Here is a 23,345-nt window from a genome sequence, read left to right as displayed (position 1 = left end):
CGAAGCCGGTTCCGCGGTGTTTCACGAACGGGCCTGGCCGCGCCGGCCGGAGGCCTCGGGGCTGATGCAATCCTGGAGGTCGCGCTCGAACTGCTTGAGCACCGCATCGCGGTCGAAGCGTTCTTCGGCGTAGCGCCGGGCGCGAAGTCCGAGTTCACGCCGCAGTTCGGGTTGCGAAGCGAGCGACACGACCGCGTCCGCGAAGGCCTTGGGGTTGTCCGGCGGGACAGCGATGCCGCATTGCGAGGCGACTTGGCCGAGTTCGGTCTCGGGGCGGGCGCCGGCCACCACCGGCCTGCCGCTGCTCAACATGCCCGTGAGCTTGGATGGCATCACGAGGTCCGCCGCATCCGCGCGCTGCGGCAGCAGATGGATATCCGCAAGGCCCAGGAGATCACCCAGCCGCTCCCTTGGCTGAAGCTCGAGAAAGCGCACGTTGGACAGCTTTTCGCAGCGCCGCATGAGTTCGGCCCGGCCCGCGCCGTTGCCGCAGAACACGAATTCGATGTCCGGCCGACCCGCCAGCGCGGAGGCAGTCTCCGCAAGCAGTTCGAGTCCCTGCTTGGAGCCCATGTTTCCCGAGTACAGCGCGACCACGGCGTCTGACCGAATACCAAGCTCGGAGCGGTAGGGGCTTTCGCATCCCAGGGGCTGGATGCCGGACACATGGGCCCAGTTGGGCAGCGAGACGAGCCGCGCATCTTCGGTGCCCTTGCTGCTCGCGCGCTCCCGCATGCGCATGGAAATGGTCGAAATGCGGTCGAAGCGCCGCATCAGGCTGCGCTCGACGGACGCGACGAGCGATCGCAGCCGCGCGCCCTTCAGCAGCCCGAGTTCGAAGGCGGCATCCACTTCGTAGTCCTGAATGTGCAGCCATGACTTGGCCGAGCGAAGGCGCGCAAAGGCCAGCGCCGCGGGCGAACAGAACAAGGGTGGTTCGGTGACCCAGACGACGTCCGGCTTCCAGTTCCATTGCGCGAACAGTGCGGGAATGCTGGTCAGCGCAAAACTGCCCAGGTGGAGGAGGCGACGCAGCCCGGTCACCTTGCGAGGCACCCACAGCGGCGTGCGGATGACCGTCGCCCCATGCCACTCTTCACGGGCATAGCGCGATGCGTTGTAGGCAGGCCAGACGGCCCAATCGGGGTAGTAGGGCGGCGCCGTCACCACGCGCACTTCGTGCCCTTGCGCGGCGAGCCACGCGACCATCTCGCCGGTGTATTTGCCGATGCCGGTCAGTTCGGGCGCGAAATTGATGCCGTAGACGAGAAGCTTCATTGACCCCTCAGGCAGCGTTCCGATGCTGGCTCGGCGCGCGCTCGATGGGGCCGAAATGCGAAGTCCCGGGCGAGTGGTCGCCGATGATCCGGACGAGCGTTTCCGCCACCTGACCGATCTGGAACCGTTCCTGGAAGCATCGCAATGCCGCGATGCGCATGGCGGCGACCTCTGCGCGCGGCAATGCCAGCCAGCGTTGCAACGTGGCGACGGTGCCTTCGAGCGTGTCGGGTCCGACCATGCCCGCGCCGTCGTTCATGATTTCGCGCCAGATGTTCACCTTGTCGCTGATGAGCACGGGCTTGCCGCACGCGAGCGCTTCGACGACGGCAATGCCGAAGTTCTCCTGGTGCGAGGGCAGGCAGAACACATCGGCAGCGTAGAACGCTCCCCATTTGAGCTCGCCGGACAGCATCCCCGTCCAGCTGATGCGGGAAGCGATGCCCAACTGCTCGGCGCGACCTTTCAGTTGGCCCACGATGTCGTCATCGCCGGGGCCGGCCATGACCAAGTGCAGATCCGGCGAGTCGCCGAGCACACGCGCGAAGGCGTCTACCAGCAGATCGCCGCCTTTCTTCTCGTGAATGCGGCCGAGGTAGAGCAGCAACCGCTTGCCTTGAAGCTCAGGGTATGTCGAGAGGAATGCCGACGACAGCGCCCGCGCGTTCGAAGGCGGCGTGGACGTGCCGTACGAGCCCACGACTTCCCTGGCCCGGTAGAGCCAGAACGACTGACGTGCCAACAGGCGTTCTTCCTCGCAGGTGAAGATCACCGCGGCCGCATCGCGCAACACCCGGTATTCGGCCCACGGCCAATACAGCCACTTCTTCAAGTGCTTGAGCGGATAGCGGCGCTTGAACCAGGGGTCGAGCATGCCGTGCGTGTAGACGAAGTACGGGGTCGTCGAGCGGCTCAGGGCGCGCCACGCGGCAAAGCCGGTGTATTGCCAGAGACCGTTGACGATCACCGCGTCGTAGCTGTCGGCATGCGCTTCGAGCCACGGGACCACCCGACTGTTGTAGAGATAGCTACTGGTCGGGGGGCCGAGCGCAGTGACCTGGCCAGGAAACCCGGTCACGAAATCCGCATCCGGGCTGTCGAGGCTGATCAGATCGCACTCGTGGCCGAGATCTGCGAGGGCATCCCGAAGCCGCCTGACGCCTTCGATGGTGCCTCCGCTGCGGGGATCGACCGAAGGAACGAAGTGAAGCAGTCTCACGTTTGGGGGGCACGCGTCGGGAAAATCTCAAGCCGCGGGTATCGGAAGAGCAAGAGGGCGAAAGCGAGCACGATGCCGAGCATGCCGTTGGCGGTCAGTTGGCCGCTCGTTTGCCATGTGAGGATGGCGAGCGTAGCGGTGACCCACATGACCGGCGGGTAGGGTGAGTTCGTCTTCGCGGCGACCCGCAGGCTCTTGAAAACACCGACAGCGATGACGATGAGCTTGAAGAACACGTAGGCGAAGCCCAGGAGTCCGCCTTCCAGAAGGATGCGTCCACCCTCGGATTCGGCCAGCGCGAACGCCTCGGAGGTGCCGACGCGCACGAAGGTTGCCAGGTTCGAACCGTAGCCCACACCGCTGCCCAACCAATTGACCACCCTGAACACATCGGGCTCACCGATGAGGATCGTGAGAACGCGCCCCCAGAAGTCTTCTACCTCCGATGCCTGTTCAAAACGCGTTTGCGTGACGCTGATGGACTCCTGGAAGAAGAAAGCGAAAACGGCAAAAAAGGCCACCGCCGCGACGACCGCGAGAGCGGCCGCCGCCTTGTGCTGCACCTTCGAGAAAAACAGCCTGCCCACCAGGTAGGTCACAAACATCAGCCCTGACGAGATCACCGCAGTTCTGGAGCCGCTCACCAACGCGCCCACAGCGAAGGCCGCGAAAGCCGAGATGGCGAACACGTATTGCCCTGTCCGGTGCTTCCTGGCGGACAGGACACCAAAGACGAGTGGGGCCACCATGGTCATGAATGTGGCGTAGCCGGAGGTGAAACTGAACGTCCCGGTGGTGCGCACGACGCCGACCACGGCGAGAAAGATGCCTTCCTCGTCTTCGGTGTCCAACTGTGCGTTGATGCGCGCGCCGGGCGGAGAGAAGTGCTGCAATATCGCAAGCGGCGCCATCAGCAGCATCATGCAGGCGCCCAACAGCATGGCCGCGCGATAGTCGGCCTCGGTCATGGAAGCGAAGGCAGCCACCGCGAACCATGTATAGAGCAGCCAGAAGCGAATGCCGATGATCAAGATGACGGGGGAGCTTTCGCCTGCGACGAGTTGCAGGAGGCCCCATCCGAACACCAGGCAGGACCAGGTGATCAGGACGGCCACGACCTTCATCTGGCGCCGCAGGTGGCCGTTCTTCCAGGCGTAAAAAATCAAGGCCAGCGCCACGAGGTCGCGCAGCAGGATCAATGGCAGGGTGACGGAAGACGCCACCCACTTTCGCACGGCGCCCTCGTACACGACGATCAGGAACACAGTGATGAACATCCATCCGGCGCGACTGAGTGCCAGGGGCTTGTTCAACGCCTTCGGATAGGAGGCGGGGGTGGCGAGCGTCGTCCCGTTCATGGCGAGGGCTTCTCGTGCTTCATGGCCGCCTTGTCCGCCGGGAAGCCATCGGCCGGAGAGACAAGCGCGCCCTTGCTGCGCCCGACCCATGCTTCGTAGGGTGCGAGGAAGATGACAGGGTCGTAGTCCAGATCCCGCGGCCGCACGTCGAGGCGAATGGTTGCGGGATTGCCGGTTGCCACAGCCAGGGCTGGAACGTCCTTGGCGACAACGGCACCCGCCCCGACGACAGCACCATAGCCGATCGTGACACCGGGCAGGATGGTCGCGCCGACGGCGATCCAGGCGTAGTCGTCGATGCGGACCGGCTTTCTGAATTGGCGCCAGGTGGGATCGCCGACATGGTGGCTCCCCGTCAGGATGGTCACCCTGTCGTTGATGACGACGCGCGAGCCGATCGTGACCTTTTCAAGCGCGACGATCTCCGCGGAGCGGGCAATGAACGTCCGCTCCCCGACGCTGATATTGGCTGGCGAGCCCTTCAGGTCGGGCGAGTCCAGCACGGAAAGCTGCCCGATCCGAGTGCCCTTGGAACGCAGCTTGCGCCGGTGCCAGGTCATGGCCATCAAGGCACGAAACTGGAGCGCCCGCTTCGCCCATACCACCAGCCAGCGCCTCGAACCGAATTCGGGTCGCTCGCGTGATGTCCAGAGAAATTGCAGGTCGTTCACTTTTGGACCTCGGTCACCAACGTCCTCAGGGCAGACACGTGCGCATCGATGCGATGTGGTTCATACCACTGGCGCGCTTCGCGGCCGATGGCGCGTGTATCCGAGCTCGCCAGGTCCAGCGAGCCGAAGCCCGCAGCATAGTGCACGTTGGGCGTCAGGCCGTCATGAGAGCCATATTCCTTGGAGAGCAATACAGGGCAGATGCCGTGCGCGCAGTAGGCAGCAAAGACACTGCTTTTCGAGACGTAGTCGGTGGGGTAGGCCAGGGCACCGCACATTGCCGCCGCCAGCTCCTTGCTGACCTCTTCCACTGAAAGCCTTCCATGCGAAACGACGCCTTCCTGTTGAAGCCGTTGCACGAGCGAGCTGTCCGGCGAACGGGGACCGATGTCGTGAATCTCTAGGCCCGCCTTGCGGGCCCAGTGGAAGATCTCGCCGTCAGCCCACTGATAGACGTTCGCCCGCACGCCCGAGCTCCCGAATACGACCACCCGTGGCTGCCTCTCGGTTTCGATGGACTGCGGCTCGCCGACGGTCGAGAACACCGGAAGGACGCGATGCGGTATGCCGTCGCATTGATCGAGCAGCCATCGGGCCGACTCGTCCCGGTTGGTCAGCCAGAAGTCGGAAATCGATACCAGCTCGCGCGCGATCCCCTTCTGAAATCCGTTGAGCCAGAATGCCGAGCCCCATGGCGGTCCGAACGCGAAGAGCTCATGGAAGACCACGCCGAAGGATTTGAACTGCGTGCGCAGGCTGTTGATCTTCTTGATCAGCCACATCGGCACGCCGCGTTTCTGGAAGCCGTAGCCGCTGAAGTGCAGCAACAGCAGGTCCCCGGACCACGACGACGAGTCGGTGCTGGGCGTGAGTTCCAGCGGCGGCGCATGAAGTGGGCCACCGACGACGGTCGCATAGTCCTGCACACCGCCGCCGCCCGGCGGAATCAGAGAAACCGAGGATCCTTGCATCATGACGAACCCGGCGGGCAAGCCGGCTCAGGCGACCAGTTCTTCGCTGCAGAAATCTTCGTAGGCATGCGCAATTCCTTCGCGCAGCGTCATTCTCGGCATCCAACCCAACTTGCGGATCCGGGAAATCTCGAGCAGCTTGCGGGGTGTGCCGTCCGGCTTGCTCGTGTCGTACTGGATCTCGCCCCGATAGCCCACGACGTCGCTCACCATCTGCGCGAGTTCGGCGATCGACAGGTCTTCGCCGGTTCCGACATTGATGTGGCTTGCCATGACTTCCGTGTGGGCGGCGTAGACCTCCCGCGGAAGGTCCATGATGTGGACACAAGCGCTCGCCATGTCGTCGACGTACAGGAACTCCCGCTTCGGTGAGCCTGTGCCCCAGATGACGACCGAGGGCGCATCCGACAACTTCGCTTCATGAAAGCGTCGGATCATCGCCGGCAACACATGGCTGTTCTCGGCGTGATAGTTGTCGCCGGGGCCGTAAAGATTGGTCGGCATCACGCTGCGGAAGTCGCATCCGTATTGGCGGTTGTAGCTCTCGCAGAGCTTGATGCCCGCGATCTTGGCGACGGCATAGGGCTCGTTGGTGGGCTCCAGCTTGCCTGTCAGCAAGGCGTCTTCGGCCATCGGTTGCGGCGCGAGGCGCGGGTAGATGCAACTGGACCCGAGAAACAGAAGCTTGCTCACACCCGTGCGCCAGGATTCATGAATCAGGTTTGCCTCGACCATCAGGTTCGAGTAGATGAACTCGGCCGGGTAGGTGTTGTTGGCATGGATGCCGCCGACCTTGGCGGCTGCCACATACACCTCCTGCGGCTTTTCCATGGAAAAGAAGGCCCTCACCTGTGACTGGTCGGTCAGGTCGAGTTCCGAATGGCTCCGGCAGATGATGTTCGTGTAACCCTTGTCGGTCAGGCTGCGGACGATCGCGCTGCCCACCATGCCGCGGTGACCCGCCACAAAGATTCGCTTCTGGAACTCGTTCATTGGGAATCACCCTCGACGCAAGGTTGAAGAATCAAGAATCAGGCGAGTTTTCTTTCGCCCTGCGCGGCCGGCGACGCCTCGTCGAAGCGCACGACGTCGTCGTCGCCCAGGTAGCCGCCGGTCTGTACTTCGATCACCTCGAGCGTGGTCTTGCCCGCGTTTTCAAGGCGATAGACCGCACCCACGGGGATGTAGATCGATTCGTTTTCCTTCACGAGCCGCACTGCCTCGTCGCAGACGACTCGCGCCGCCCCTTTGACGACGACCCAGTGTTCGGCGCGGTGATGGTGCATCCGCAGCGCGAGTCGCGCTCCCGGCTTGACGGTCAGCCGCTTGACGGCAAAGCGCTCGCCGTCGTCAATGCTGTCGTAGGCGCCCCACGGCCTGGGAATCCGACGATGCCGGGTCGCCTGGCTATGACCTTGCGCGGTCAGCAGGGCCACCACGTCCTTGACCTGTTCCGCATATTCCCTGTGAACGACGAGCAATGCATCGGGCGTGTCGACCACCAGCAGATCCTTGGTCCCCAGGGCGACCACCGGGCGGCTGGGCGCGTGGATGAAGGTGTTGCTGGCGCTCATCGCAAAGCCGTGTCCGCTGATGCGGTTGCCATTGACATCCGTTTCGTGGAGATCGGCGACTGCATTCCAACTGCCCACATCGCTCCACCGGCCTTGAAACGGGATGACGGCCACCCGGTCGCATTTCTCGAGCACCGCATAGTCGATGCTTTGGCTGCGGCAGCGCGCGAAGGCTGCACTGTCCATTCGCAGGAAATCCCCGTCGGTCTCGATGGCTGCGGTAGCAGCCTTGCATGAGTCGAGAATGTCGCCGGCGTGCTCTTGGAGCGCAGCGATCAGTACCTTGGCCTGCACGAGCAGGATGCCGGCGTTCCAGAGGTTGCCGCCTTCGAGCAGCAATTGTTCGGCGCGCGGCGCTGCGGGCTTTTCAATGAAGGCGGCCACGGCGTGACCTGCCTCGGCTGCCAAGTCGCCGTTGAGTTTTTCGCCCTGGCGAATGTAGCCATAGGCCGTGCTCGGGAAGGTGGGTTCGACGCCGAAAGTCACCAGGTACCCTTGCAACGCTGCGGGAATGCCCTGCCGGATTGTCTCGACGAAGCGGTCGGCGTCGGGGATGTGGTGGTCGGCCGGTGCAAAGAGCAACAGTTGATCCGGATCGGCGAGCAGCGCAGTCGCCGCCATCGCGGCAGCGGTGTTGCGAGCGACGGGCTCGAGCAACTGCTTGCCGCTGACCTGTGCCGCATCGATGCCTTCCTGAACAAGAAATCGATGCTCTTCGGCGGCCACGCAAGTCACTTCGGTGTTGAGCTTGCGCAGACGCTCCAGTGTGAGAAGGAGCAGGCTCTTGTTGCCCACCAGCGGGGCGAACTGCTTGGGCAGTGTCTTGCGCGAAAGAGGCCACAAGCGGGTGCCGCTGCCGCCGCAGAGCACCACGGGCTGCACGGAAGTCACCGCGACCCCTCGCCGCTCACGACCGCGCGAACAGTCCTCAACAAGATCTTGACGTCCAGCCAAAGCGACCAGTTGCAGACGTACTCAACGTCGAGTTCGACGCGGCGCGCGTAGGAAAGACGGTTGCGGCCGCTCACCTGCCACAGCCCGGTAATGCCGGGGCGCACCGCGCAATAGTGCTCCCAGCCCTTGCCATAGAGACTCCGTTGGCGCTCCATGCACGGGCGCGGGCCGACCAGGCTCATGTCACCCTTGAGCACATTCCAGAACTGGGGCAGTTCGTCCAGACTGAGCTTGCGGATGAAAACGCCGATGGGGGTGATCCGAGGGTCTTTCTCGAGTTTCTGGAAGGTGTCCCACTCGGTCCGGGCCATGTCATTGCGGCTCAGGAACTCGTCCAGCACATCCTCCGAATTGCGCACCATCGACCGAAACTTGTAGAAGCGAAAGCGCTGACCGCTTTCGCCAAGCCGGTTTTGCCAGAAGTGAACCGGCCGACCCATGCTGACAGCAACGCTCAAGGCCACGATCAGATAAAGCGGGCCGAAGAGGGCGAAGAAAGTCAGCGCGCCGACGATGTCGATGGTCCGCTTTGCCGTGCGTTCAAGGTAGGTCAGCCGGCGTGGCTGTGCATATGCGGGTGCAGAAGGGCCGCCCCCATCAGGAGAAAAACGTCGGACCACGTTGCCATTTGCGGTCGAGTCAGAACGAAACATTTGCAATTCTCCCGTAACGGGTGCTGCCTCAATCGGGTGAGCGGGGCAGTGTAACGCTTTACTACTATCGGCAAGAATTTGAACATATGCGCCTGCCGCTGTCGTGTCAACAAAAGCCGTACATCGTCCGCCAAACGGCCTAGTCTTCTTCCTCTGTAATGAGAAGTGCGAACGCGTTTGATGCATCGCAGCATGCTCGAGCACAGTGTAGTCCTTTGGTATGACAAATTGTTAACGGGGCTGTAGGAGAAGGTGTTGTTTACATACGCCGTTTGGCGAAACGTGAATAAGTCCAGAAGGCTTCGTTTTGTGCGATGCAGCATCACACGTCGCTTCGAGACGCGGGGTCTCGATACAGAAACCGGGAGCCTGGGTCGAAGGCCAGTTTTTGGTGCGCGCGCAGCCCCACGGGCGGCGTCAGGAACGCACTGATAGCGGAATCTTCAGGGTGGCACTGGCCGCCTGATGCCAGCGTCGCACGGACGATGGTGTCGGCCAATTCTGGCGCCGAGGGCGTTCTCCCTCGGGAGCCGGCGCGCGCGGGCGCCGGCCATGCCATTTTTTGAGACGAGAAAAAAGGGAGGGCGAGCCTCCCTGTGACTCAGGGGCGAGCGCCCGAGTCTTGAGCCGCCTTCTCGAACGGCAACACCATTCCAGCCAGATCGCGCCGGGTTTCGACGAGCACCAACGGACCTTCGTCGATCACGATCGCGGGCGGGCGCTCGCGAGGAACGTGCAGGGGCCTGGGTTCAGCGGCGATGGCTGCGCGGACCTGCGCAACCCGCTCGGCGTCCGAATTGACCCAGTGAAGGCCCGAGCCCTCGGCGACTTGAGCCAGTTCGTCGAGGGGTAGAACGAATGGCTGGACCTTCGGGAGTGCACGCGTAGATGGGGCCTTGGCTTCCACCACGATGGGTGCGGCCGGCGCGGTTACGACCTGTGGGGTGCGAACCGGAACCGGCGCTTCTTGGGCATCGTCTCTTTCTGCGGTCGAGACGGGCATCGAAGCGGATTCATTCACATCGCCGTCTTCGCGAGGTCCACGGTCGCGGCGGTCGCGTCCGTATCGATCGCGGGAGCGCCCGCGACGCTCGTCGCCCTCGCGACGCGGTGCAAGTTCCGCTCCCTGGGCCTCTTGGGTGCTGGCTTCATTGACGGCGTTGCGGTCGAGCACCGGTTGCTGGTCAGGCGTGGGCAACTCGCTGATTTGCGCGGGGCCCTCGTAGCGCCGTTCCCGACGACCTTCACCGCGCTCGTTGCGGGGCGCCCGGTCTTCCCGACCGTTGCGTCCGCCGCGATCAGCCTGTCCGGCGTTTGGCGTTGCCTCTCCACTCAGGCTTGCGTCGCGCGTCGCATCGCCGCTGCGTTCGCGCGAAGCGTCCGCGTTGCGTTCGCCACCGCGGTCCCGGCGCTCGCCGCGTCCGCGCGGCGTGCGTTCCGACGGGGCGCCCAAGTCGCCAGAAGGGCTGTTTGCGGCGGCTGCCTGAGCGTCGAACTGAACTTCCGTCGTCTCGACCGGCTGCTGCCGCGCATCGCCTTCGCGACGCTCGCCACGTCCGCGGCGCTCACCGTCGCGGGCGGGCCGTGCTTCGCGCGGCTCCCGAACCTGGCTGTCGTTGCGAGCCTCGTTGCGTCCGTCCCGACGTTCGCCTTCGCGGCGCTCGCCTGAACGGCCTCCGCGGCGCTCGCCGTCGCGGCCGCTACGGCCCTCGCCGCGTCCACGGCGCTGTTCACCGTCTCGCGCGGTGCGCGGCGTTTCGCCGTCGCGGCCCGTGCGACCTTCCTTGCGCGGCTTTGGAGCTTCGACAGGAATGACCGGCGCGGGTGCGGGCGCCGGTGTGGCGCCAAAGAGGCTCTTGATCCAACCGAATAGGCCGGATTCGGCCGATTTGGCCACCGCTGGGGCGGCTGTTGCCGGGGTTGCGGCTGCCTGAGCAGAAACGGGTGGGCGAGCGGTCTCGGGCTTCGGTGCCACCACGGGCGCCGGTGCGTCGGGCAGGACGCCCTTGATGACCGGCGTTTGCTTGTTGGTAGGCTCTTGCGAGCGGCGCGTGACGGAGGTCGGGTCTTCGATCTCGTCAGCCATCTTGTAGCTGGCTTCGATGTGATCGAGACGCGGATCGTCGTGCTTGAGGCGCTCCAGCTTGTAATTGGGCGTTTCGAGCGTCTTGTTGGGCACCATCAGCACGGTCACGCGCTGCTTGAGTTCGATCTTGGCGATCTCTGGGCGCTTCTCGTTCAGGAGGAACGAGGCAACCTCGACCGGAACCTGCACGTGCACTGCCGCCGTGTTGTCCTTCATCGATTCTTCTTGAATGATGCGAAGGATCTGCAGCGCGCTCGATTCGGTGTCGCGAATGTGGCCGGAACCGCCACAACGGGGGCAGGGGATTGACGAGCCTTCGCTCAGCGCGGGCTTCAGCCGCTGGCGGCTCATTTCCATGAGGCCGAACTTGCTGATCGACCCGAACTGCACACGCGCACGGTCCTGCCGCAGAGCGTCACGCAGCCGGCTTTCGACTTCACGGCGATTTTTCGACTCGTCCATGTCGATGAAGTCGATCACGATCAGGCCGCCCAGATCGCGCAGACGCATCTGGCGCGCCACTTCGTCCGCGGCCTCGAGATTGGTGCGAGTGGCCGTCTCTTCGATATCGCCGCCCTTGATGGCGCGTGCCGAGTTGACGTCGACCGAGACGAGTGCTTCCGTGTGATCGATCACGATGGCGCCGCCGCTGGGCAACTGCACCGTGCGGGCATAGGCCGACTCGATCTGATGCTCGATCTGGAATCGGCTGAAGAGGGCCGCATCGTCGCGATAGCGTTTCACGCGCGAAGCATGCTCCGGCATCACGTGCGCCATGAACTGCTGCGCCTGGTCGTAGATGTCGTCGGTATCGATCAGGATGTCGCCGATGTCGTGATTGAAGTAATCACGGATGGCACGGATCACGAGCGAGGATTCCTGGTAGATCAGGAAGGCGCCCTTGCCGCCCTTGGCAGCGCCGTCGATGGCGGCCCAGAGCTTGAGCAGGTAGTTCAAGTCCCACTGCAGTTCGGGTGCCGAGCGTCCGATGCCTGCAGTGCGCGCGATGATGCTCATCCCCTTGGGATATTCGAGCTGGTCCATCGCTTCCTTCAGTTCGGCCCGGTCGTCACCCTCGATCCGCCGGCTCACGCCGCCGCCGCGCGGATTGTTCGGCATCAGCACGACGTAGCGTCCGGCCAGCGAAATGAATGTCGTCAGCGCCGCACCTTTGTTGCCGCGCTCTTCCTTTTCGACCTGGACGACCAGTTCCTGGCCCTCCTTGATCGCGTCCTGAATCCGTGCCTGGCTGGCCGACACGCCCTCTGCGAAATATTGCTTGGAGATTTCCTTGAACGGCAGGAAGCCGTGGCGGTCTTCGCCGTAGTCGACGAAGCAGGCTTCCAGCGACGGCTCGACGCGCGTCACCACTGCCTTGTAGATGTTGCCCTTGCGCTGTTCGCGCCCTTCGATCTCGATTTCGTAGTCGAGGAGCTTTTGCCCGTCGACGATGGCCAAGCGGCGTTCTTCAGCCTGCGTGGCGTTGATCAGCATCCGTTTCATGATGCGTTGTCCTTTGTATGTTCGTCTCGTTCTACCGGTCCATGACGGACCTAACGATGCACGGACGACGCGTCGCGAAACGAAGGAATTGCCGCTAAGCCCTGGCGGATGGTGGCCACCGCGCGAGCGCGGACAGCCGCATCGAGAGTCAACTCAATGCCGGCCAGGGTGGGGGCGCATGGATGGGCGCGAGCCCGATGTGATGTTGACTCGCTACACTTTTTATAGCGATTGGCGCAATGGTGGCGCGCGAAGCTGGCGGCTCAATGCCTGAACTCGTCGGCATCAGCCAACGCAGAACAAGTTGAACCAATAGCATCAACACAAGGTACTCGCTTCGATCCGCCGGCAGCTTTGAGCCTGCCGGCTGGGGTATTCCGTATCGGTGTTTCGTGGGCGTCGGCTTGACTCGGGTGAAGCGCCCGCCGCCTTGCGCATTTGCGCGTGGCTTGCGAACTCGACATCAAAGCGGCATCGACCTCACAGCGCCTCCTGCAGTGCTCTAAACTTCTGATTAATCAAGCACTTACATGACCGCGCTGGTGAAAAACATTATAGGTGCGAAGCCGAGTCCCGCGGTGGCCGAAGTTCGCTTTCTGACAGTCGACGAGGAGTCTGCGGGCCAACGGTTGGATAACTTCCTCTTCCGCCATCTCAAGGGCGTGCCAAAGACCCACGTCTACCGGATCATTCGGTCGGGAGAGGTGCGGGTCAACAAGGGACGCGCGCAGGCCGAGACCCGCCTGGCCGCCGGCGATGTGCTGCGTCTGCCGCCGGTTCGCGTATCGCCTCGAACGGAGGAAGGCGCTTCCTCTCCCGCGCCCGCACGTGAATTCCCCCTGTTGCACGAAGACGACGCACTGATCGCGATCGACAAACCTGCGGGCGTTGCCGTTCATGGCGGCAGCGGCGTCAGCTTCGGCGTCATCGAGCAGTTGCGCAGGGCGCGGCCTGCTGCCCGCTTCCTGGAACTCGTGCATCGACTCGATCGGGAAACGTCCGGCATTCTTCTGATTGCGAAGAAGCGCAGCGCGTTGACCGCATTGCAGGACCAATTCCGGGAGCGCGAAACGGGAAAGACCTACCTCGCTCTGGTCGAAGGAAGTTGGCCCGCTAATAAGAAAGTGCTTGACGCGCCCCTGGCCAAATATCTCCTGGCGGGTCCACCCGGCGCTTCCGAGGCTGGCGAGCGTCGCGTGCGCGTCGTAGCCAAGGACCATCCCGATGCGATGCGAGCCGTTACGCTGGTGAAAGTGCTGGCCCGTTTCACCCTGGCCGGAGATGCCGCGCCGGTGTCGCTTCTGGCAGTCACCATCAAGACCGGCCGAACACACCAGATTCGCGTCCATCTGGCTTCGGCTGGACATGCCATCGCTGGGGACGACAAGTACGGCGATTTCGAGCGCAACCGGGCGCTTCAGAAACTCGGCCTCAAGCGCATGTTCCTGCACGCATGGCGCCTGCAGTTCACCCATCCCGCGAGCAATGAACGCATGGCACTGCAGGCGGACCTGCCGCCGGAATTGCATGTACTGATGCCCAAACCTGCACTGGAAGTGCTTGCGACTCACCCCGTGACAACCCCTCAATGACTGATATCCGCCCACGCCGCTTCGACCTGATCGCCTTTGACTGGGACGGAACGCTTTACGACTCGACACGCCTGATCGTTCGCTGCATTCAGGCCGCGGTGGTCGACGTCGGCGGCGCCAAGCCGAGCGAAAACGACGCCGCCTGGGTGATCGGGCTCGGCCTTGCGGAAGCGCTCGCTCGCGCGGCACCGGACGTACCGAAGGAAAAGTACCCCGAACTCGGCGCTCGCTACCGATACCACTATCTTCAGCATCAGGACGATCTTGTGCTGTTCGACGGCGTACTGCCGATGCTCGATGCGCTCCGGGCGCGCGGCCACTTGCTGGCCGTTGCGACCGGCAAGTCTCGGCGCGGACTGAACGAGGCGCTGGCGACTGTCGCCTTGCGTGATCGCTTCGACGCCTCTCGCACGGCGGACGAGACCTTCGGGAAGCCTCATCCGCGCATGCTGCTCGAACTGATGGAAGAGCTCGATGTGCCGCCCGAACGAACCCTGATGATCGGAGACACCACACACGACCTCCAACTCGCGATCAATGCAGGCTGCGCGAGCCTCGGCGTGAGCTATGGGGCCCACGAATCCGACGACTTCGAGGCCTTGTCGCCCGTGCATGTGGCTCATTCGGTTTCCGGTCTGACGGAATGGCTTCTCGCGAACGCGTGACAATTCGGGCATGAGCGAATGCGTTCCTCTCTGCAATGCCGCTGACTTGGTCGAGGGCGGCCGCGGAGTGCCGTTCGATGTGGTGCATGGTGGCCAGACATGCCGCGCCTTCGCCATCCGATTCGAGGGCAGGCCGCATGCCTACCTGAACCGCTGCAGCCATGTCGCGATGGAACTGGATTTCCAGCCCGATCGCTTCTTCGACGACAGCGGGCAATGGCTCCTGTGCGCGACGCATGGCGCGGTCTACAAGCCGGATACCGGTGAATGCGCCGGGGGCCCTTGTCGTGGCGGCCTCGTGAAGATCACGTTGAGCGAACGGGACGGCGTTGTCCACTGGCATACTGACTGGAACCTCCAACCTCTCGCCTTCTGAAATGACAGATTCCAACCGCAAGGAGCCCGAGGGTTTCGAGCCTTTCGAGCGCGCTGCGCCCGTCTCTACTTCAATGAACATGTCAAAGAACGACCCGACGCAGCAGGCCGGCTGGGAACGCGCGACCCTGGAAAAACTGGCCTTTGCGGCTTTGCGCGAACAAAGAGCGGCCCGGCGGTGGAAGATCTTCGTGCGTCTTGCCTGGCTGGCCTTCTTCATCTTCCTGGCGTGGTTTGCCGTGTCGCGCGCCACGCCCACGGCGGCGAAGACGACAGCGCATACCGCAGTGGTCGAAATCAAGGGCGAAATCGCCAGCGGCGCGGATGCGAGCGCTGAATTCGTCGTTGCAGCAATGAAGACGGCCTTCGAAGACGAAGGTGCCAAGGGCATCGTACTGCTGATCAACTCGCCGGGCGGCAGCCCGGTGCAGGCGGGCATCATCAACGACGAAATCAAGCGCATGCGCGCCAAATACAACAAGCCGATCTACGCCGTCGTCGAAGAGACCTGCGCTTCCGCCGCGTACTACATCGCCGCTGCCACCGACAAGGTTTTCGTCGACAAGGCCAGCATCGTCGGAAGCATCGGCGTGCTGATGGACGGCTTCGGATTCACCGGCCTCATGGACAAGGTGGGCGTGGAGCGAAGGCTCCTCACGGCCGGGGAGAACAAAGGCTTCCTGGATCCGTTCAGTCCGATGAGCGAACCCCAGCGCGCGCACGCGCAGCAGATGCTGGATCAGATCCACGCGCAGTTCATCGAGGTGGTCAAGAGCGGTCGCGGCGATCGTCTCAAGGTCAATACCCCGGGCCTGTTCAGTGGACTGTTCTGGAGCGGCCAGCAGGCGATCGAGCTGGGCCTCGCAGATCAACTCGGCAATGTCGACTACGTGGCACGCGAAGTGATCAAGGCCGAAGAAGTCATCGACTACACGCGTCGCGACAACGTCGCCGAGAAGCTCGCCAAGAAATTCGGCGCCGCCCTTGGCGACGCGTCAGTGCGGGCGATGCGCGCCGCGCCTGTGCTGCACTGACCGATTCAGGTCGTATTGGCGTGGCGCGCCGAAGCCGCCAGTCCCGCGGCGAAAAGCACCACGACGTACAGCGCAGCGGTCAGCGTGCTGATTTGCGCCAGGAACCCGATCACTGGCGGTCCCGCCATGAAGCCCAGATAGGCGACCGCCGATACCGCGGCGATGCCCTGCGCCGGCTCGACGCCGGGCACGCGGGCGGATGCTGCGAAAAGAACGGGCACCACGTTGGCGAATCCAATGCCGACGCCTGCAAATCCGACCAAGGCCAACCAGGGTGTGTCGGTGATCAATACCAGCGTCATGGACGCGGCCGCCAGCAGGGCGCTCGCACGCAGGAGTACGGCCGGCTCGAAGCGTGCCCGCATCGCATCGCCGCCGAAGCGCGCGGTTGCCATTGCCGCCGAAAAACTCGCATAGGCGAGGGCTGCCTGCTGCTGAGGGCTACCCAGTTCCTGTTGCAGGTAGAGGACGCTCCAGTCGTAGATCGCGCCCTCCGCAATCAGTCCGAGCGCGGCCAGGAGCCCGAGTACCGCGAGGGTGCCGCGAGGCAGCCGAAAACCGCTGTCTCCGCTGGCGAATGCGGTCGCCTCCTTGGGGAGCATCCGTTGAGCGGATACCGCCACCGTGAGCGCCATGGTCGTGGCGACAAGCGTCAAATGGTGTTGCGCGCCCAATCCCGCCGCGATGGCCGCGCTGCCCGTGGTCGCGCCGACCATGCCGCCCAGGCTGAACATGCCATGCATGCCGCTCATCAGTGGCTTGTCGCCTTGGAGTTCGAGCTGCGCCGCTTCGGTGTTGATTGCGACGTCGAACACACTCGTCGCGATGCCGAATGTCGCGAGCAGGACCAGTAGCGCGGCATAGCCCGGCGCCATCAATAGACCCGCGAGCAGCAGTGCGTAGGCCGAGCCGCAAAGACCGGCCATGCGGCCAGCGCCGTAGCGGCCGATCCAGCGGCTCGCCTGCGTCAGACCGAGGAGCGCGCCGATGCCCGCTGCCAGCAGTGCGAGGCCCAACTGGGCTTCGTTGACGCCGTAGTGCGCTTTCACGGTAGGGATGTGGACTCCCCACGTCGCGAAGACAAACCCTGAACAGAAGAATTGCGCCCGCGAAGCCAAGCGCATGCTTGCGGGAACGACCGTCATCGCGTCGAACTGGCCTCTAGCGGCCGATGGCGAACACGGCCGGTGTGCGCTCATCCGCAGGCGCCGGCTTTGCACGCCAGGCTTTCACGGTCTCGCTGCGAACGTGCGAAGACGCGAGCGTGAGCCCTCTGGCCACTGCCAGGCGGGTGTTGTGCTGCAGCGTCTGCGTGAGTGCCTGCAGCACGGCAGCATTGCGATAGGGCGTCTCGATGAAAAGCTGCGTCTGGCCGGTCTTGAGTGCGAGCGCCTCGAGTTCGCGAATTCGCCGAACGCGCGCGTCGGCGTCCTGCGGGAGATAACCAACGAAGGCGAAGTTCTGGCCGTTCAGACCGCTTGCCGCCAATGCCAGCAGGAGCGACACGGGGCCGGTCAGCGGGACGACTGCAACGCCCAGTTCGTGGGCAGCCTTCGCCACCGATGAGCCGGGGTCGGCGACGGCAGGCATGCCCGCTTCACTGAGCAACCCCACGTCATGACCTTCCAGGGCGGCGGCCAGAAGTGGTCGTGCATCGAATTGCCCGCCGTGATCGCCCTTCTTATGGACCTCACGCGGCAGCTCCTGGATCTGCAGGGCCTGCAAAGGAGCGGCGAGCGGCACGACGGCGTCGATGCGCTTGAGATAGGCGCGGCCAGACTTCGCGTTTTCGCAGATCCAGTGGGTGATCTGCGCAGCCACTTGCAAGGTACCTAGGGGCAATGCATCTTGAAGATCCGTCTGCTCGTCGCATCCGAAATCGAGCGGCGCTGGGACGAGATACAGCTTTCCATACGCCTTGGTGTTCACAGCAGGTCGACTCCTGCCGCCCGCAACATCTTGGCCGTTCGAATCAGCGGCAGGCCGACGAGCGCGGTCGGGTCATCGCTCTCTATGGAATCGAGCAATGCGATGCCCAGGCCCTCGCTTTTAGCGCTCCCGGCACAGTCGTAGGGTTGCTCGGCATTCAAATAGGCCTCGATGGCTGCATCGCTCAGGTCGCGAAACGTCACTTTCACGGGCGCCAGATCCCGCTGTGCGAAGCCCGTGTTTTGACACACCACGGCTACGGCCGTCTGGAATATCAGCGTCTGCCCACGCATGCGTCGCAACTGGGCAGTGGCGCGAGCGTGGTCCCCGGGTTTTCCAAGGGGCTCGCCGGACAGGTCGGCCACTTGATCGGATCCGATCACGACGGCCTCGGGAAAACGACGCGCAACCGCCGTCGCCTTTTCAAGCGCGAGTCGCTCGGCGAGCACGCGTGGCGTCTCGTCCGCCATGGGCGTTTCATCGACTTCCGGCGCGTGGACGTCGAAAGGCAGGCGCAATCGGAGCATGAGTTCTCGCCGATAGCGCGAGGTCGAAGCAAGTATCACTTGGCGTTGCATGGACAGGATTGTGCGCGAGCGGTTTAGACTGGCGTGGATGACGAGAGAATTTGCCCCCGGTCGCCTTGACGTGAACGGCTTCGCCGAAGCCGCTGCTGCCATTTCCGGAAACGACCCCATCCGAAACTACAAGCGCTTGCGCGCTGAGTTGGTCGATCCCGCCGAGAACTTGATGGTTCGCTGGAAAGCTGTCGGCCAGGGCCGCGCTGGCCCCGACGGCGCGGTTGTTTCGTGGCTGCACCTGACGGCGGATGTCCTTGCCCCCCTTGTTTGCCAACGGTGCCTTTCGCCGGTCGATGTGCCGTTGCATGTCGACCGCTGGTACCGCTTTGCCGCCGACGAGGCCACCGCAGCCGCCGAAGACGAGGAAGCGGAAGAGGACGTGCTGGTGGCGAGCCGCGACTTTGATCTTCACGAACTCATCGAAGACGAACTTCTGATGGAAATTCCAGTGACCCCGCGGCACGAGGCTTGCCCCGAACCGACGCGGCTTTCGGCCGTGGATCCCGATTTCGAGGCAGCAGAGGCCGAACGGCCCAATCCTTTCGCGGTCCTGGGCGCACTGCGATCGGACAAGTCAAAGTAGCCCGGAGGCAAGTCCATTGGCGCTCGGTGCCCTGTTAGGCTATACTCATGGGCTTCGCGCGCGCCGCCGCTAGTGCTTTGAAAGCGTTATCGCCGCCCCGCATGCACACCAACCCACCCGAATACTTCCAGGAGCCAGCATGGCCGTCCAGCAAAACAAGAAGTCGCCGTCGAAGCGCGGCATGCATCGTTCGCACAACGCGCTGGGCGTGCCCGGCATCGCCGTTGAGCCCACCACGGGCGAGACGCACCTGCGTCACCACATCAGCCCGAACGGCTTTTATCGTGGCCGCAAGGTTCTTAAGACCAAATCTGAAGCCTGATTTCGTTTCAAGGCCAAGGCCCGAAGCTACTTTTTCCGTAGCGTCGGGCCTTTGTTTTGATGGCCACACCGTCTGCACTTGCTCCCGCCCCGTCCGTGATCACGCTTGCTGTTGATTGCATGGGCGGCGACCATGGCCCGCGCGTCACGCTCGCGGCCTGCCGAGCGTTTCTCGATCGTCATGCGGAGGCCTCGCTGCTTCTCGTTGGAATGCCTGACGCACTTGCCGGCTTCTCGCATCCTCGTGCAACCGTCATTCCCGCGCGCGAAGTGGTCGGCATGGACGATCCCATTGAAGTCGCGCTTCGCAAGAAAAAAGACTCGTCGATGCGGGTCGCTATCCAGCAAGTAAAGGACGGCGCAGCCCAGGCTGCGGTTTCGGCCGGGAACACCGGCGCGCTCATGGCCATCGCGAGATATTTGCTGAAGACCCTCGACGGGATCGATCGGCCTGCCATCGCGCCTCAATTGCCAAACAGCAAGGGTGGTGCGACGACGGTCCTGGATCTTGGGGCCAATGTCGATTGCGACGCCGAAGATCTCTTGCAATTTGCAGTGCTTGGGTCTGCGCTGGTGTCTGCCTTGACCGGCAATGAATCACCGACCGTTGGGCTCCTCAACGTTGGGGAAGAGGCCATCAAAGGCAGCGAAACCATCAAGAAAGCGAGCCAACTGCTTCGAAAAGCGGCTGCTTCACAGGACTTGAACTTCTACGGTAACGTGGAAGGCAACGACATCTTCAAGGGGACAACTGACATCGTCGTGTGCGACGGGTTTGTCGGAAATGTCACTCTCAAGGCGACCGAAGGCGTCGCCTCAATGATTGTCGATTTTCTTCGCATCGAGTACACAAGCGGCTTGTTCAGCAAATTTGCTGCGATCGTGTCCTATCCTGTTCTAAAAGCGCTTAAAAAACGTTTGGATCATCGTAGATACAACGGCGCGGCATTGCTCGGCCTTCGAGGGTTGGTGTTCAAGAGCCATGGCTCTGCCGACGAAGTGGCCTTCGGACATGCCCTTGATCGCGCTTATGATGCCGCTCGCAACAACCTGCTCGATCGCGTGCGGGCCCGCATCGCCCACGCCGCGCCACTGCTCGCGCGGCAAGAATCGGCGGCGTCGGCCGACACCGCGGCGCTCCACGTTTGATGACCCCTTTCTCTCGTATTACAGGCACCGGTAGCTACCTGCCGCCACGCCGCGTCACCAACGACGACCTCGCCCGAGACTTGGCCGCGCGCGGCGTCGAGACTTCGGACCAATGGATCATCGAGCGCACCGGTATCCGGGCTCGACATTTCGCTGCACCAGATGTGTCAAGCAGCGATCTGGGTCTCGAGGCGGCACGGCATGCACTTGAGGCTGCGGGCCGCAGTGCGGCCGATATCGACTTGATCATCGTTGCGACCTCGACGCCAGATATGGTCTTTCCGTCGTCGGCCGCAATTCTCCAGCACAAGCTGGGAATCGCCGGTTGCCCGGCGTTCGATGTCCAGGCAGTGTGCAGCGGTTTTGTCTACGCGTTGACCGTTGCAGATGCAATGATTCGCACCGGCAGCGCCAAATGCGCTCTCATCGTGGGGGCAGAAGTGTTCTCCCGCATTCTGGACTTCAACGATCGCACCACGTGCGTGCTCTTCGGCGATGGCGCAGGTGCCGTCATCCTCGAGGCCAGCGACGAACCCGGGATACTTTCCAGCGATCTGCATGCTGATGGCAAGCATGTCGGCATCCTCTGTGTGCCAGGTCACGTGTCAGGTGGATCCGTGCTCGGCACGCCTTTGCTTCACATGGATGGACAGGCGGTATTCAAGTTGGCTGTGCGTGTCCTCGAGGAAGCCGCTCGCGCCACCCTGCAAAAAGCGGGCAAGACGGACGACGATATCGACTGGCTGATTCCTCATCAGGCAAATATCCGGATCATGGAAGGCACCGCCAGGAAACTGAAATTGCCCCGTGAAAAGCTGATCGTGACAGTCGATGAGCACGGCAATACTTCGGCTGCCTCCATACCGTTGGCCCTGGATCATGCCGTGCGCTCCGGCAAGGTGAAGAAGGGCGACACCTTGATGCTCGAAGGCGTTGGCGGTGGCTTCACCTGGGGCGCGGTGTTGTTGGACTATTGATACTTGCGCGCTGCCCGACGGGGCAATTGCGCGCCAGGACACACACGAACAATGAAAACCTTCGCTTTTGTCTTTCCGGGACAGGGCTCGCAAGCTGTCGGGATGCTCGACGCCTGGGGCGATCACCCTGCAGTCGCCGAAACTTTGCGCGAGGCGTCCGATGCCCTCGGCGAAGACGTCGCGCGTCTCATTCATGAAGGCCCCAAGGAGGCCCTGGCCCTGACCACCAATACCCAGCCGGTGATGCTGGTCGCAGGTGTGGCCGCTTGGCGTGCCTGGCTGGCAGAGGGAGGGGGTCGTCCGTCGGTCGTAGCTGGCCACTCACTGGGCGAGTACGCCGCGCTGGTCGCTTCCGGAGTCCTCACGTTGGCCCAGGCTGCACCGCTGGTGCGCTTTCGCGCCCAGGCCATGCAGCAGGCTGTTCCGGTCGGAGTGGGGGCGATGGCGGCCATCCTGGGCATGGACGCGGAAAAGGTGAAGGCCGGTTGCGCTGAAGTGACCGCTGCGTTCGGACCGGGCAGCGGCGAGGTCGTCGAAGCGGTGAATTTCAATGATCCGATGCAGACCGTGATTGCGGGAAGCAAGGCTGCCGTCGACAAGGCTTGCGAAGTGTTGAAGGCGAGCGGCGCAAAGCGGGCATTGCCCTTGCCTGTTTCCGCGCCCTTCCATTCGAGTCTGATGAAGCCTGCTGCGCAGGCGTTGCGTGAGCGCCTCGCACCGATGGCGCTTCTGGCGCCTCAGATTCCTGTCATCAACAATATCGACGTGAGCGTCACAGACGATCCCGAGTTGATTCGCGACGCCTTGGTGCGTCAGGCCGCGGGTCCCGTGAGATGGGTTGAGACCGTACAGGCCTTGAAGTCCCGAGGCGTTGAAGCCGTCGTCGAGTGCGGTCCAGGCAAGGTACTGTCCGGCATGGCGAAGCGAATCGCACCCGAGATGGCCGCAGTTTCGGTCTACGACCCGGCGACCCTCGCCGAAACCAGGCAAATGCTCGGCATCTGAGGCCCGAGCCCCAAGGTTGTTTTCATGAGCACACCCAAATTTGAAGGACAGGTCGCGCTGGTTACTGGCGCGTCTCGTGGTATCGGTGCGGCGATCGCGCTCGAGTTGGCCCAACGCGGGCTCAAGGTCATCGGTACCGGCACCACCGAAGAGGGCGCGGCCAAGATCACGGCGGCCTTGGGTGGATATGACGGCCGCGGATGCGCGCTCGACGTCAATGACGGTGCGGCGGTCGAGGCGCTGATCGATGAAATCGTGAAGGTCTACGGCGCAGTCCACGTGCTGGTGAACAACGCAGGCATCACCCGCGACACGCTTGCAATGCGCCTGAAGGATGTGGATTGGGATGCCGTGCTCGACACCAATTTGAAGGCGGTTTTCCGTCTTTCCCGCGCGGTGATTCGGCCCATGATGAAGCAGCGCTACGGCCGCATCATCAACATCACCAGTGTGGTCGGCGCTTCGGGCAACGCAGGCCAAGCCAACTATGCCGCTGCAAAGGCCGGCGTCGCGGGCATGACGCGCGCCTTGGCGCGCGAACTCGGGAGTCGCAACATTACTGTCAATTGCGTTGCCCCGGGCTTCATCGAAACCGATATGACCGCCAGCCTGCCCGAGGCGCAACAGCAGGCGCTGCTCGCCCAGATTCCGCTCGGCCACCTGGGCAAACCGGCGGACATTGCCCATGCCGTCGCCTTCCTGGCTTCTCCGCAAGCCGCCTATGTCACGGGGCAGGAACTGCACGTGAATGGCGGCATGCATATGTAAGCTCCAGACGCAATCCCTTTCAACGACCGCTGTGCGGCAAATGCCACAACGCGGCCGGCTAAAATCCACCGATTACTTACAACCCTCAGAGGGAACCAA

General features: G+C 63.2%; 22 protein-coding genes. 10 read left to right on the top strand and 12 right to left on the bottom strand.

Going from position 1 to position 23,345, the window contains the following annotated elements; genetic code table 11:
* Positions 1–21 precede the first annotated feature (21 nt).
* The 9 genes from AC1DHL_RS14310 to AC1DHL_RS14270 form a co-directional block, all read right to left on the bottom strand.
* A complete protein-coding gene (locus tag AC1DHL_RS14310; RefSeq protein ID WP_478162360.1) occupies positions 22–1,278 on the bottom strand; it encodes a WcaI family glycosyltransferase in 1,257 nt (418 codons plus the stop codon).
* A gap of 7 nt (positions 1,279–1,285) precedes the next feature.
* Positions 1,286–2,497: a glycosyltransferase gene (locus AC1DHL_RS14305; protein ID WP_478162359.1), complete on the bottom strand. Its 1,212-nt coding sequence runs from the start codon at positions 2,495–2,497 to the stop codon at positions 1,286–1,288.
* On the bottom strand, positions 2,494–3,855 hold the full coding sequence (locus AC1DHL_RS14300; protein WP_478162358.1) for a hypothetical protein: 1,362 nt from the start codon (positions 3,853–3,855) through the stop codon (positions 2,494–2,496). Before AC1DHL_RS14300 ends, AC1DHL_RS14305 begins: the two co-directional genes overlap by 4 nt.
* The gene (locus AC1DHL_RS14295; protein ID WP_478100684.1) at positions 3,852–4,526 is read right to left on the bottom strand and encodes an acyltransferase; all 675 of its coding nucleotides are present in this window, start codon (positions 4,524–4,526) and stop codon (positions 3,852–3,854) included. Before AC1DHL_RS14295 ends, AC1DHL_RS14300 begins: the two co-directional genes overlap by 4 nt.
* Positions 4,523–5,500: a hypothetical protein gene (locus tag AC1DHL_RS14290; protein ID WP_478100682.1), complete on the bottom strand. Its 978-nt coding sequence runs from the start codon at positions 5,498–5,500 to the stop codon at positions 4,523–4,525. The genes AC1DHL_RS14295 and AC1DHL_RS14290 overlap by 4 nt, the downstream gene beginning before the upstream one ends.
* Positions 5,501–5,524: 24 nt before the next feature.
* Positions 5,525–6,490: a GDP-L-fucose synthase gene (gene fcl / locus AC1DHL_RS14285; protein ID WP_478100680.1), complete on the bottom strand. Its 966-nt coding sequence runs from the start codon at positions 6,488–6,490 to the stop codon at positions 5,525–5,527.
* Positions 6,491–6,528: 38 nt separating this feature from the next.
* Entirely contained in the window at positions 6,529–7,962 is a 1,434-nt protein-coding gene (locus tag AC1DHL_RS14280) for a mannose-1-phosphate guanylyltransferase/mannose-6-phosphate isomerase (protein WP_478162357.1), read from the bottom strand.
* Positions 7,959–8,678: a sugar transferase gene (locus AC1DHL_RS14275; protein ID WP_478100676.1), complete on the bottom strand. Its 720-nt coding sequence runs from the start codon at positions 8,676–8,678 to the stop codon at positions 7,959–7,961. Before AC1DHL_RS14275 ends, AC1DHL_RS14280 begins: the two co-directional genes overlap by 4 nt.
* A 601-nt stretch (positions 8,679–9,279) precedes the next feature.
* Positions 9,280–12,267, bottom strand: coding sequence for an Rne/Rng family ribonuclease (locus AC1DHL_RS14270; protein WP_478100674.1), 2,988 nt, complete (start codon positions 12,265–12,267; stop codon positions 9,280–9,282).
* 530 nt (positions 12,268–12,797) lie between these two features.
* Here AC1DHL_RS14270 and AC1DHL_RS14265 point away from each other — a divergent pair.
* Genes AC1DHL_RS14265 through AC1DHL_RS14250 form a run of 4 tightly spaced genes read left to right on the top strand, consistent with a single transcriptional unit; the run spans position 12,798 to position 15,933 of the window.
* The gene (locus AC1DHL_RS14265) at positions 12,798–13,859 is read left to right on the top strand and encodes an RluA family pseudouridine synthase (RefSeq protein WP_478162356.1); all 1,062 of its coding nucleotides are present in this window, start codon (positions 12,798–12,800) and stop codon (positions 13,857–13,859) included.
* Positions 13,856–14,524: an HAD-IA family hydrolase gene (locus tag AC1DHL_RS14260; RefSeq protein ID WP_478100670.1), complete on the top strand. Its 669-nt coding sequence runs from the start codon at positions 13,856–13,858 to the stop codon at positions 14,522–14,524. Before AC1DHL_RS14265 ends, AC1DHL_RS14260 begins: the two co-directional genes overlap by 4 nt.
* A gap of 10 nt (positions 14,525–14,534) precedes the next feature.
* Positions 14,535–14,900, top strand: a complete 366-nt coding sequence (locus AC1DHL_RS14255; protein WP_478100668.1) for a Rieske (2Fe-2S) protein — start codon at positions 14,535–14,537, stop codon at positions 14,898–14,900.
* 1 nt (position 14,901) lies between these two features.
* Positions 14,902–15,933 (top strand): S49 family peptidase, encoded by a 1,032-nt coding sequence (locus AC1DHL_RS14250; protein WP_478100666.1) that lies wholly within the window; start codon positions 14,902–14,904, stop codon positions 15,931–15,933.
* Between the two features lie 5 nt (positions 15,934–15,938).
* Here the strand turns inward: AC1DHL_RS14250 and AC1DHL_RS14245 are convergent, their stop codons facing one another.
* From AC1DHL_RS14245 to AC1DHL_RS14235, 3 genes are read right to left on the bottom strand one after another with little or no spacing between them, the layout of a single operon-like run.
* Entirely contained in the window at positions 15,939–17,057 is a 1,119-nt protein-coding gene (locus AC1DHL_RS14245; protein WP_478100765.1) for an MFS transporter, read from the bottom strand.
* 37 nt (positions 17,058–17,094) lie between these two features.
* Positions 17,095–17,862, bottom strand: coding sequence for an SAM-dependent methyltransferase (locus AC1DHL_RS14240; RefSeq protein ID WP_478162355.1), 768 nt, complete (start codon positions 17,860–17,862; stop codon positions 17,095–17,097).
* Complete coding sequence (locus AC1DHL_RS14235; RefSeq protein WP_478100662.1) at positions 17,859–18,440, bottom strand: Maf family protein; 582 nt, start codon at positions 18,438–18,440, stop codon at positions 17,859–17,861. The genes AC1DHL_RS14240 and AC1DHL_RS14235 overlap by 4 nt, the downstream gene beginning before the upstream one ends.
* A gap of 37 nt (positions 18,441–18,477) precedes the next feature.
* Between AC1DHL_RS14235 and AC1DHL_RS14230 the strand changes: the two genes are divergently transcribed.
* The 6 genes from AC1DHL_RS14230 (at position 18,478) to fabG (ending at position 23,246) form a co-directional block, all read left to right on the top strand.
* Complete coding sequence (locus AC1DHL_RS14230) at positions 18,478–19,026, top strand: YceD family protein (protein ID WP_478100661.1); 549 nt, start codon at positions 18,478–18,480, stop codon at positions 19,024–19,026.
* A 139-nt stretch (positions 19,027–19,165) separates the two neighbouring features.
* On the top strand, positions 19,166–19,348 hold the full coding sequence (rpmF, locus tag AC1DHL_RS14225) for a 50S ribosomal protein L32 (protein WP_028248601.1): 183 nt from the start codon (positions 19,166–19,168) through the stop codon (positions 19,346–19,348).
* Between the two features lie 95 nt (positions 19,349–19,443).
* Positions 19,444–20,496 carry a phosphate acyltransferase PlsX gene (gene plsX / locus AC1DHL_RS14220; RefSeq protein WP_478100658.1) on the top strand — a complete coding sequence of 351 codons (1,053 nt, stop codon included), beginning with the start codon at positions 19,444–19,446 and terminating at the stop codon, positions 20,494–20,496.
* On the top strand, positions 20,496–21,473 hold the full coding sequence (locus tag AC1DHL_RS14215; protein ID WP_478100656.1) for a beta-ketoacyl-ACP synthase III: 978 nt from the start codon (positions 20,496–20,498) through the stop codon (positions 21,471–21,473). The genes plsX and AC1DHL_RS14215 overlap by 1 nt, the downstream gene beginning before the upstream one ends.
* Before the next feature lie 51 nt (positions 21,474–21,524).
* Positions 21,525–22,478: an ACP S-malonyltransferase gene (fabD, locus tag AC1DHL_RS14210; RefSeq protein WP_478100654.1), complete on the top strand. Its 954-nt coding sequence runs from the start codon at positions 21,525–21,527 to the stop codon at positions 22,476–22,478.
* A 24-nt stretch (positions 22,479–22,502) separates the two neighbouring features.
* A complete protein-coding gene (gene fabG, locus AC1DHL_RS14205) occupies positions 22,503–23,246 on the top strand; it encodes a 3-oxoacyl-ACP reductase FabG (RefSeq protein ID WP_478100652.1) in 744 nt (247 codons plus the stop codon).
* The last annotated feature ends 99 nt before the right edge of the window (positions 23,247–23,345 follow it).

This window comes from Variovorax sp. 10L426 (assembly GCF_056395305.1).
This window is presented reverse-complemented; position numbering and strand designations above follow the sequence as displayed.

Bases quoted from the DNA above. Each gene is read 5' to 3' on its own strand.
- AC1DHL_RS14310 (WP_478162360.1), bottom strand. From the start codon at position 1,278: ATGAAGCTTCTCGTCTACGGCATCAATTTCGCGCCCGAACTGACCGGC.
- AC1DHL_RS14300 (WP_478162358.1), bottom strand. From the start codon at position 3,855: ATGAACGGGACGACGCTCGCCACCCCCGCCTCCTATCCGAAGGCGTTG.
- AC1DHL_RS14290 (WP_478100682.1), bottom strand. From the start codon at position 5,500: ATGATGCAAGGATCCTCGGTTTCTCTGATTCCGCCGGGCGGCGGCGGT.
- fcl (WP_478100680.1), bottom strand. From the start codon at position 6,490: ATGAACGAGTTCCAGAAGCGAATCTTTGTGGCGGGTCACCGCGGCATG.
- AC1DHL_RS14275 (WP_478100676.1), bottom strand. From the start codon at position 8,678: ATGTTTCGTTCTGACTCGACCGCAAATGGCAACGTGGTCCGACGTTTT.
- AC1DHL_RS14270 (WP_478100674.1), bottom strand. From the start codon at position 12,267: ATGAAACGGATGCTGATCAACGCCACGCAGGCTGAAGAACGCCGCTTG.
- AC1DHL_RS14265 (WP_478162356.1), top strand. From the start codon at position 12,798: ATGACCGCGCTGGTGAAAAACATTATAGGTGCGAAGCCGAGTCCCGCG.
- AC1DHL_RS14260 (WP_478100670.1), top strand. From the start codon at position 13,856: ATGACTGATATCCGCCCACGCCGCTTCGACCTGATCGCCTTTGACTGG.
- AC1DHL_RS14255 (WP_478100668.1), top strand. From the start codon at position 14,535: ATGAGCGAATGCGTTCCTCTCTGCAATGCCGCTGACTTGGTCGAGGGC.
- AC1DHL_RS14250 (WP_478100666.1), top strand. From the start codon at position 14,902: ATGACAGATTCCAACCGCAAGGAGCCCGAGGGTTTCGAGCCTTTCGAG.
- AC1DHL_RS14245 (WP_478100765.1), bottom strand. From the start codon at position 17,057: ATGCGCTTGGCTTCGCGGGCGCAATTCTTCTGTTCAGGGTTTGTCTTC.
- AC1DHL_RS14235 (WP_478100662.1), bottom strand. From the start codon at position 18,440: ATGCAACGCCAAGTGATACTTGCTTCGACCTCGCGCTATCGGCGAGAA.
- AC1DHL_RS14230 (WP_478100661.1), top strand. From the start codon at position 18,478: ATGACGAGAGAATTTGCCCCCGGTCGCCTTGACGTGAACGGCTTCGCC.
- rpmF (WP_028248601.1), top strand. From the start codon at position 19,166: ATGGCCGTCCAGCAAAACAAGAAGTCGCCGTCGAAGCGCGGCATGCAT.
- AC1DHL_RS14215 (WP_478100656.1), top strand. From the start codon at position 20,496: ATGACCCCTTTCTCTCGTATTACAGGCACCGGTAGCTACCTGCCGCCA.
- fabD (WP_478100654.1), top strand. From the start codon at position 21,525: ATGAAAACCTTCGCTTTTGTCTTTCCGGGACAGGGCTCGCAAGCTGTC.
- fabG (WP_478100652.1), top strand. From the start codon at position 22,503: ATGAGCACACCCAAATTTGAAGGACAGGTCGCGCTGGTTACTGGCGCG.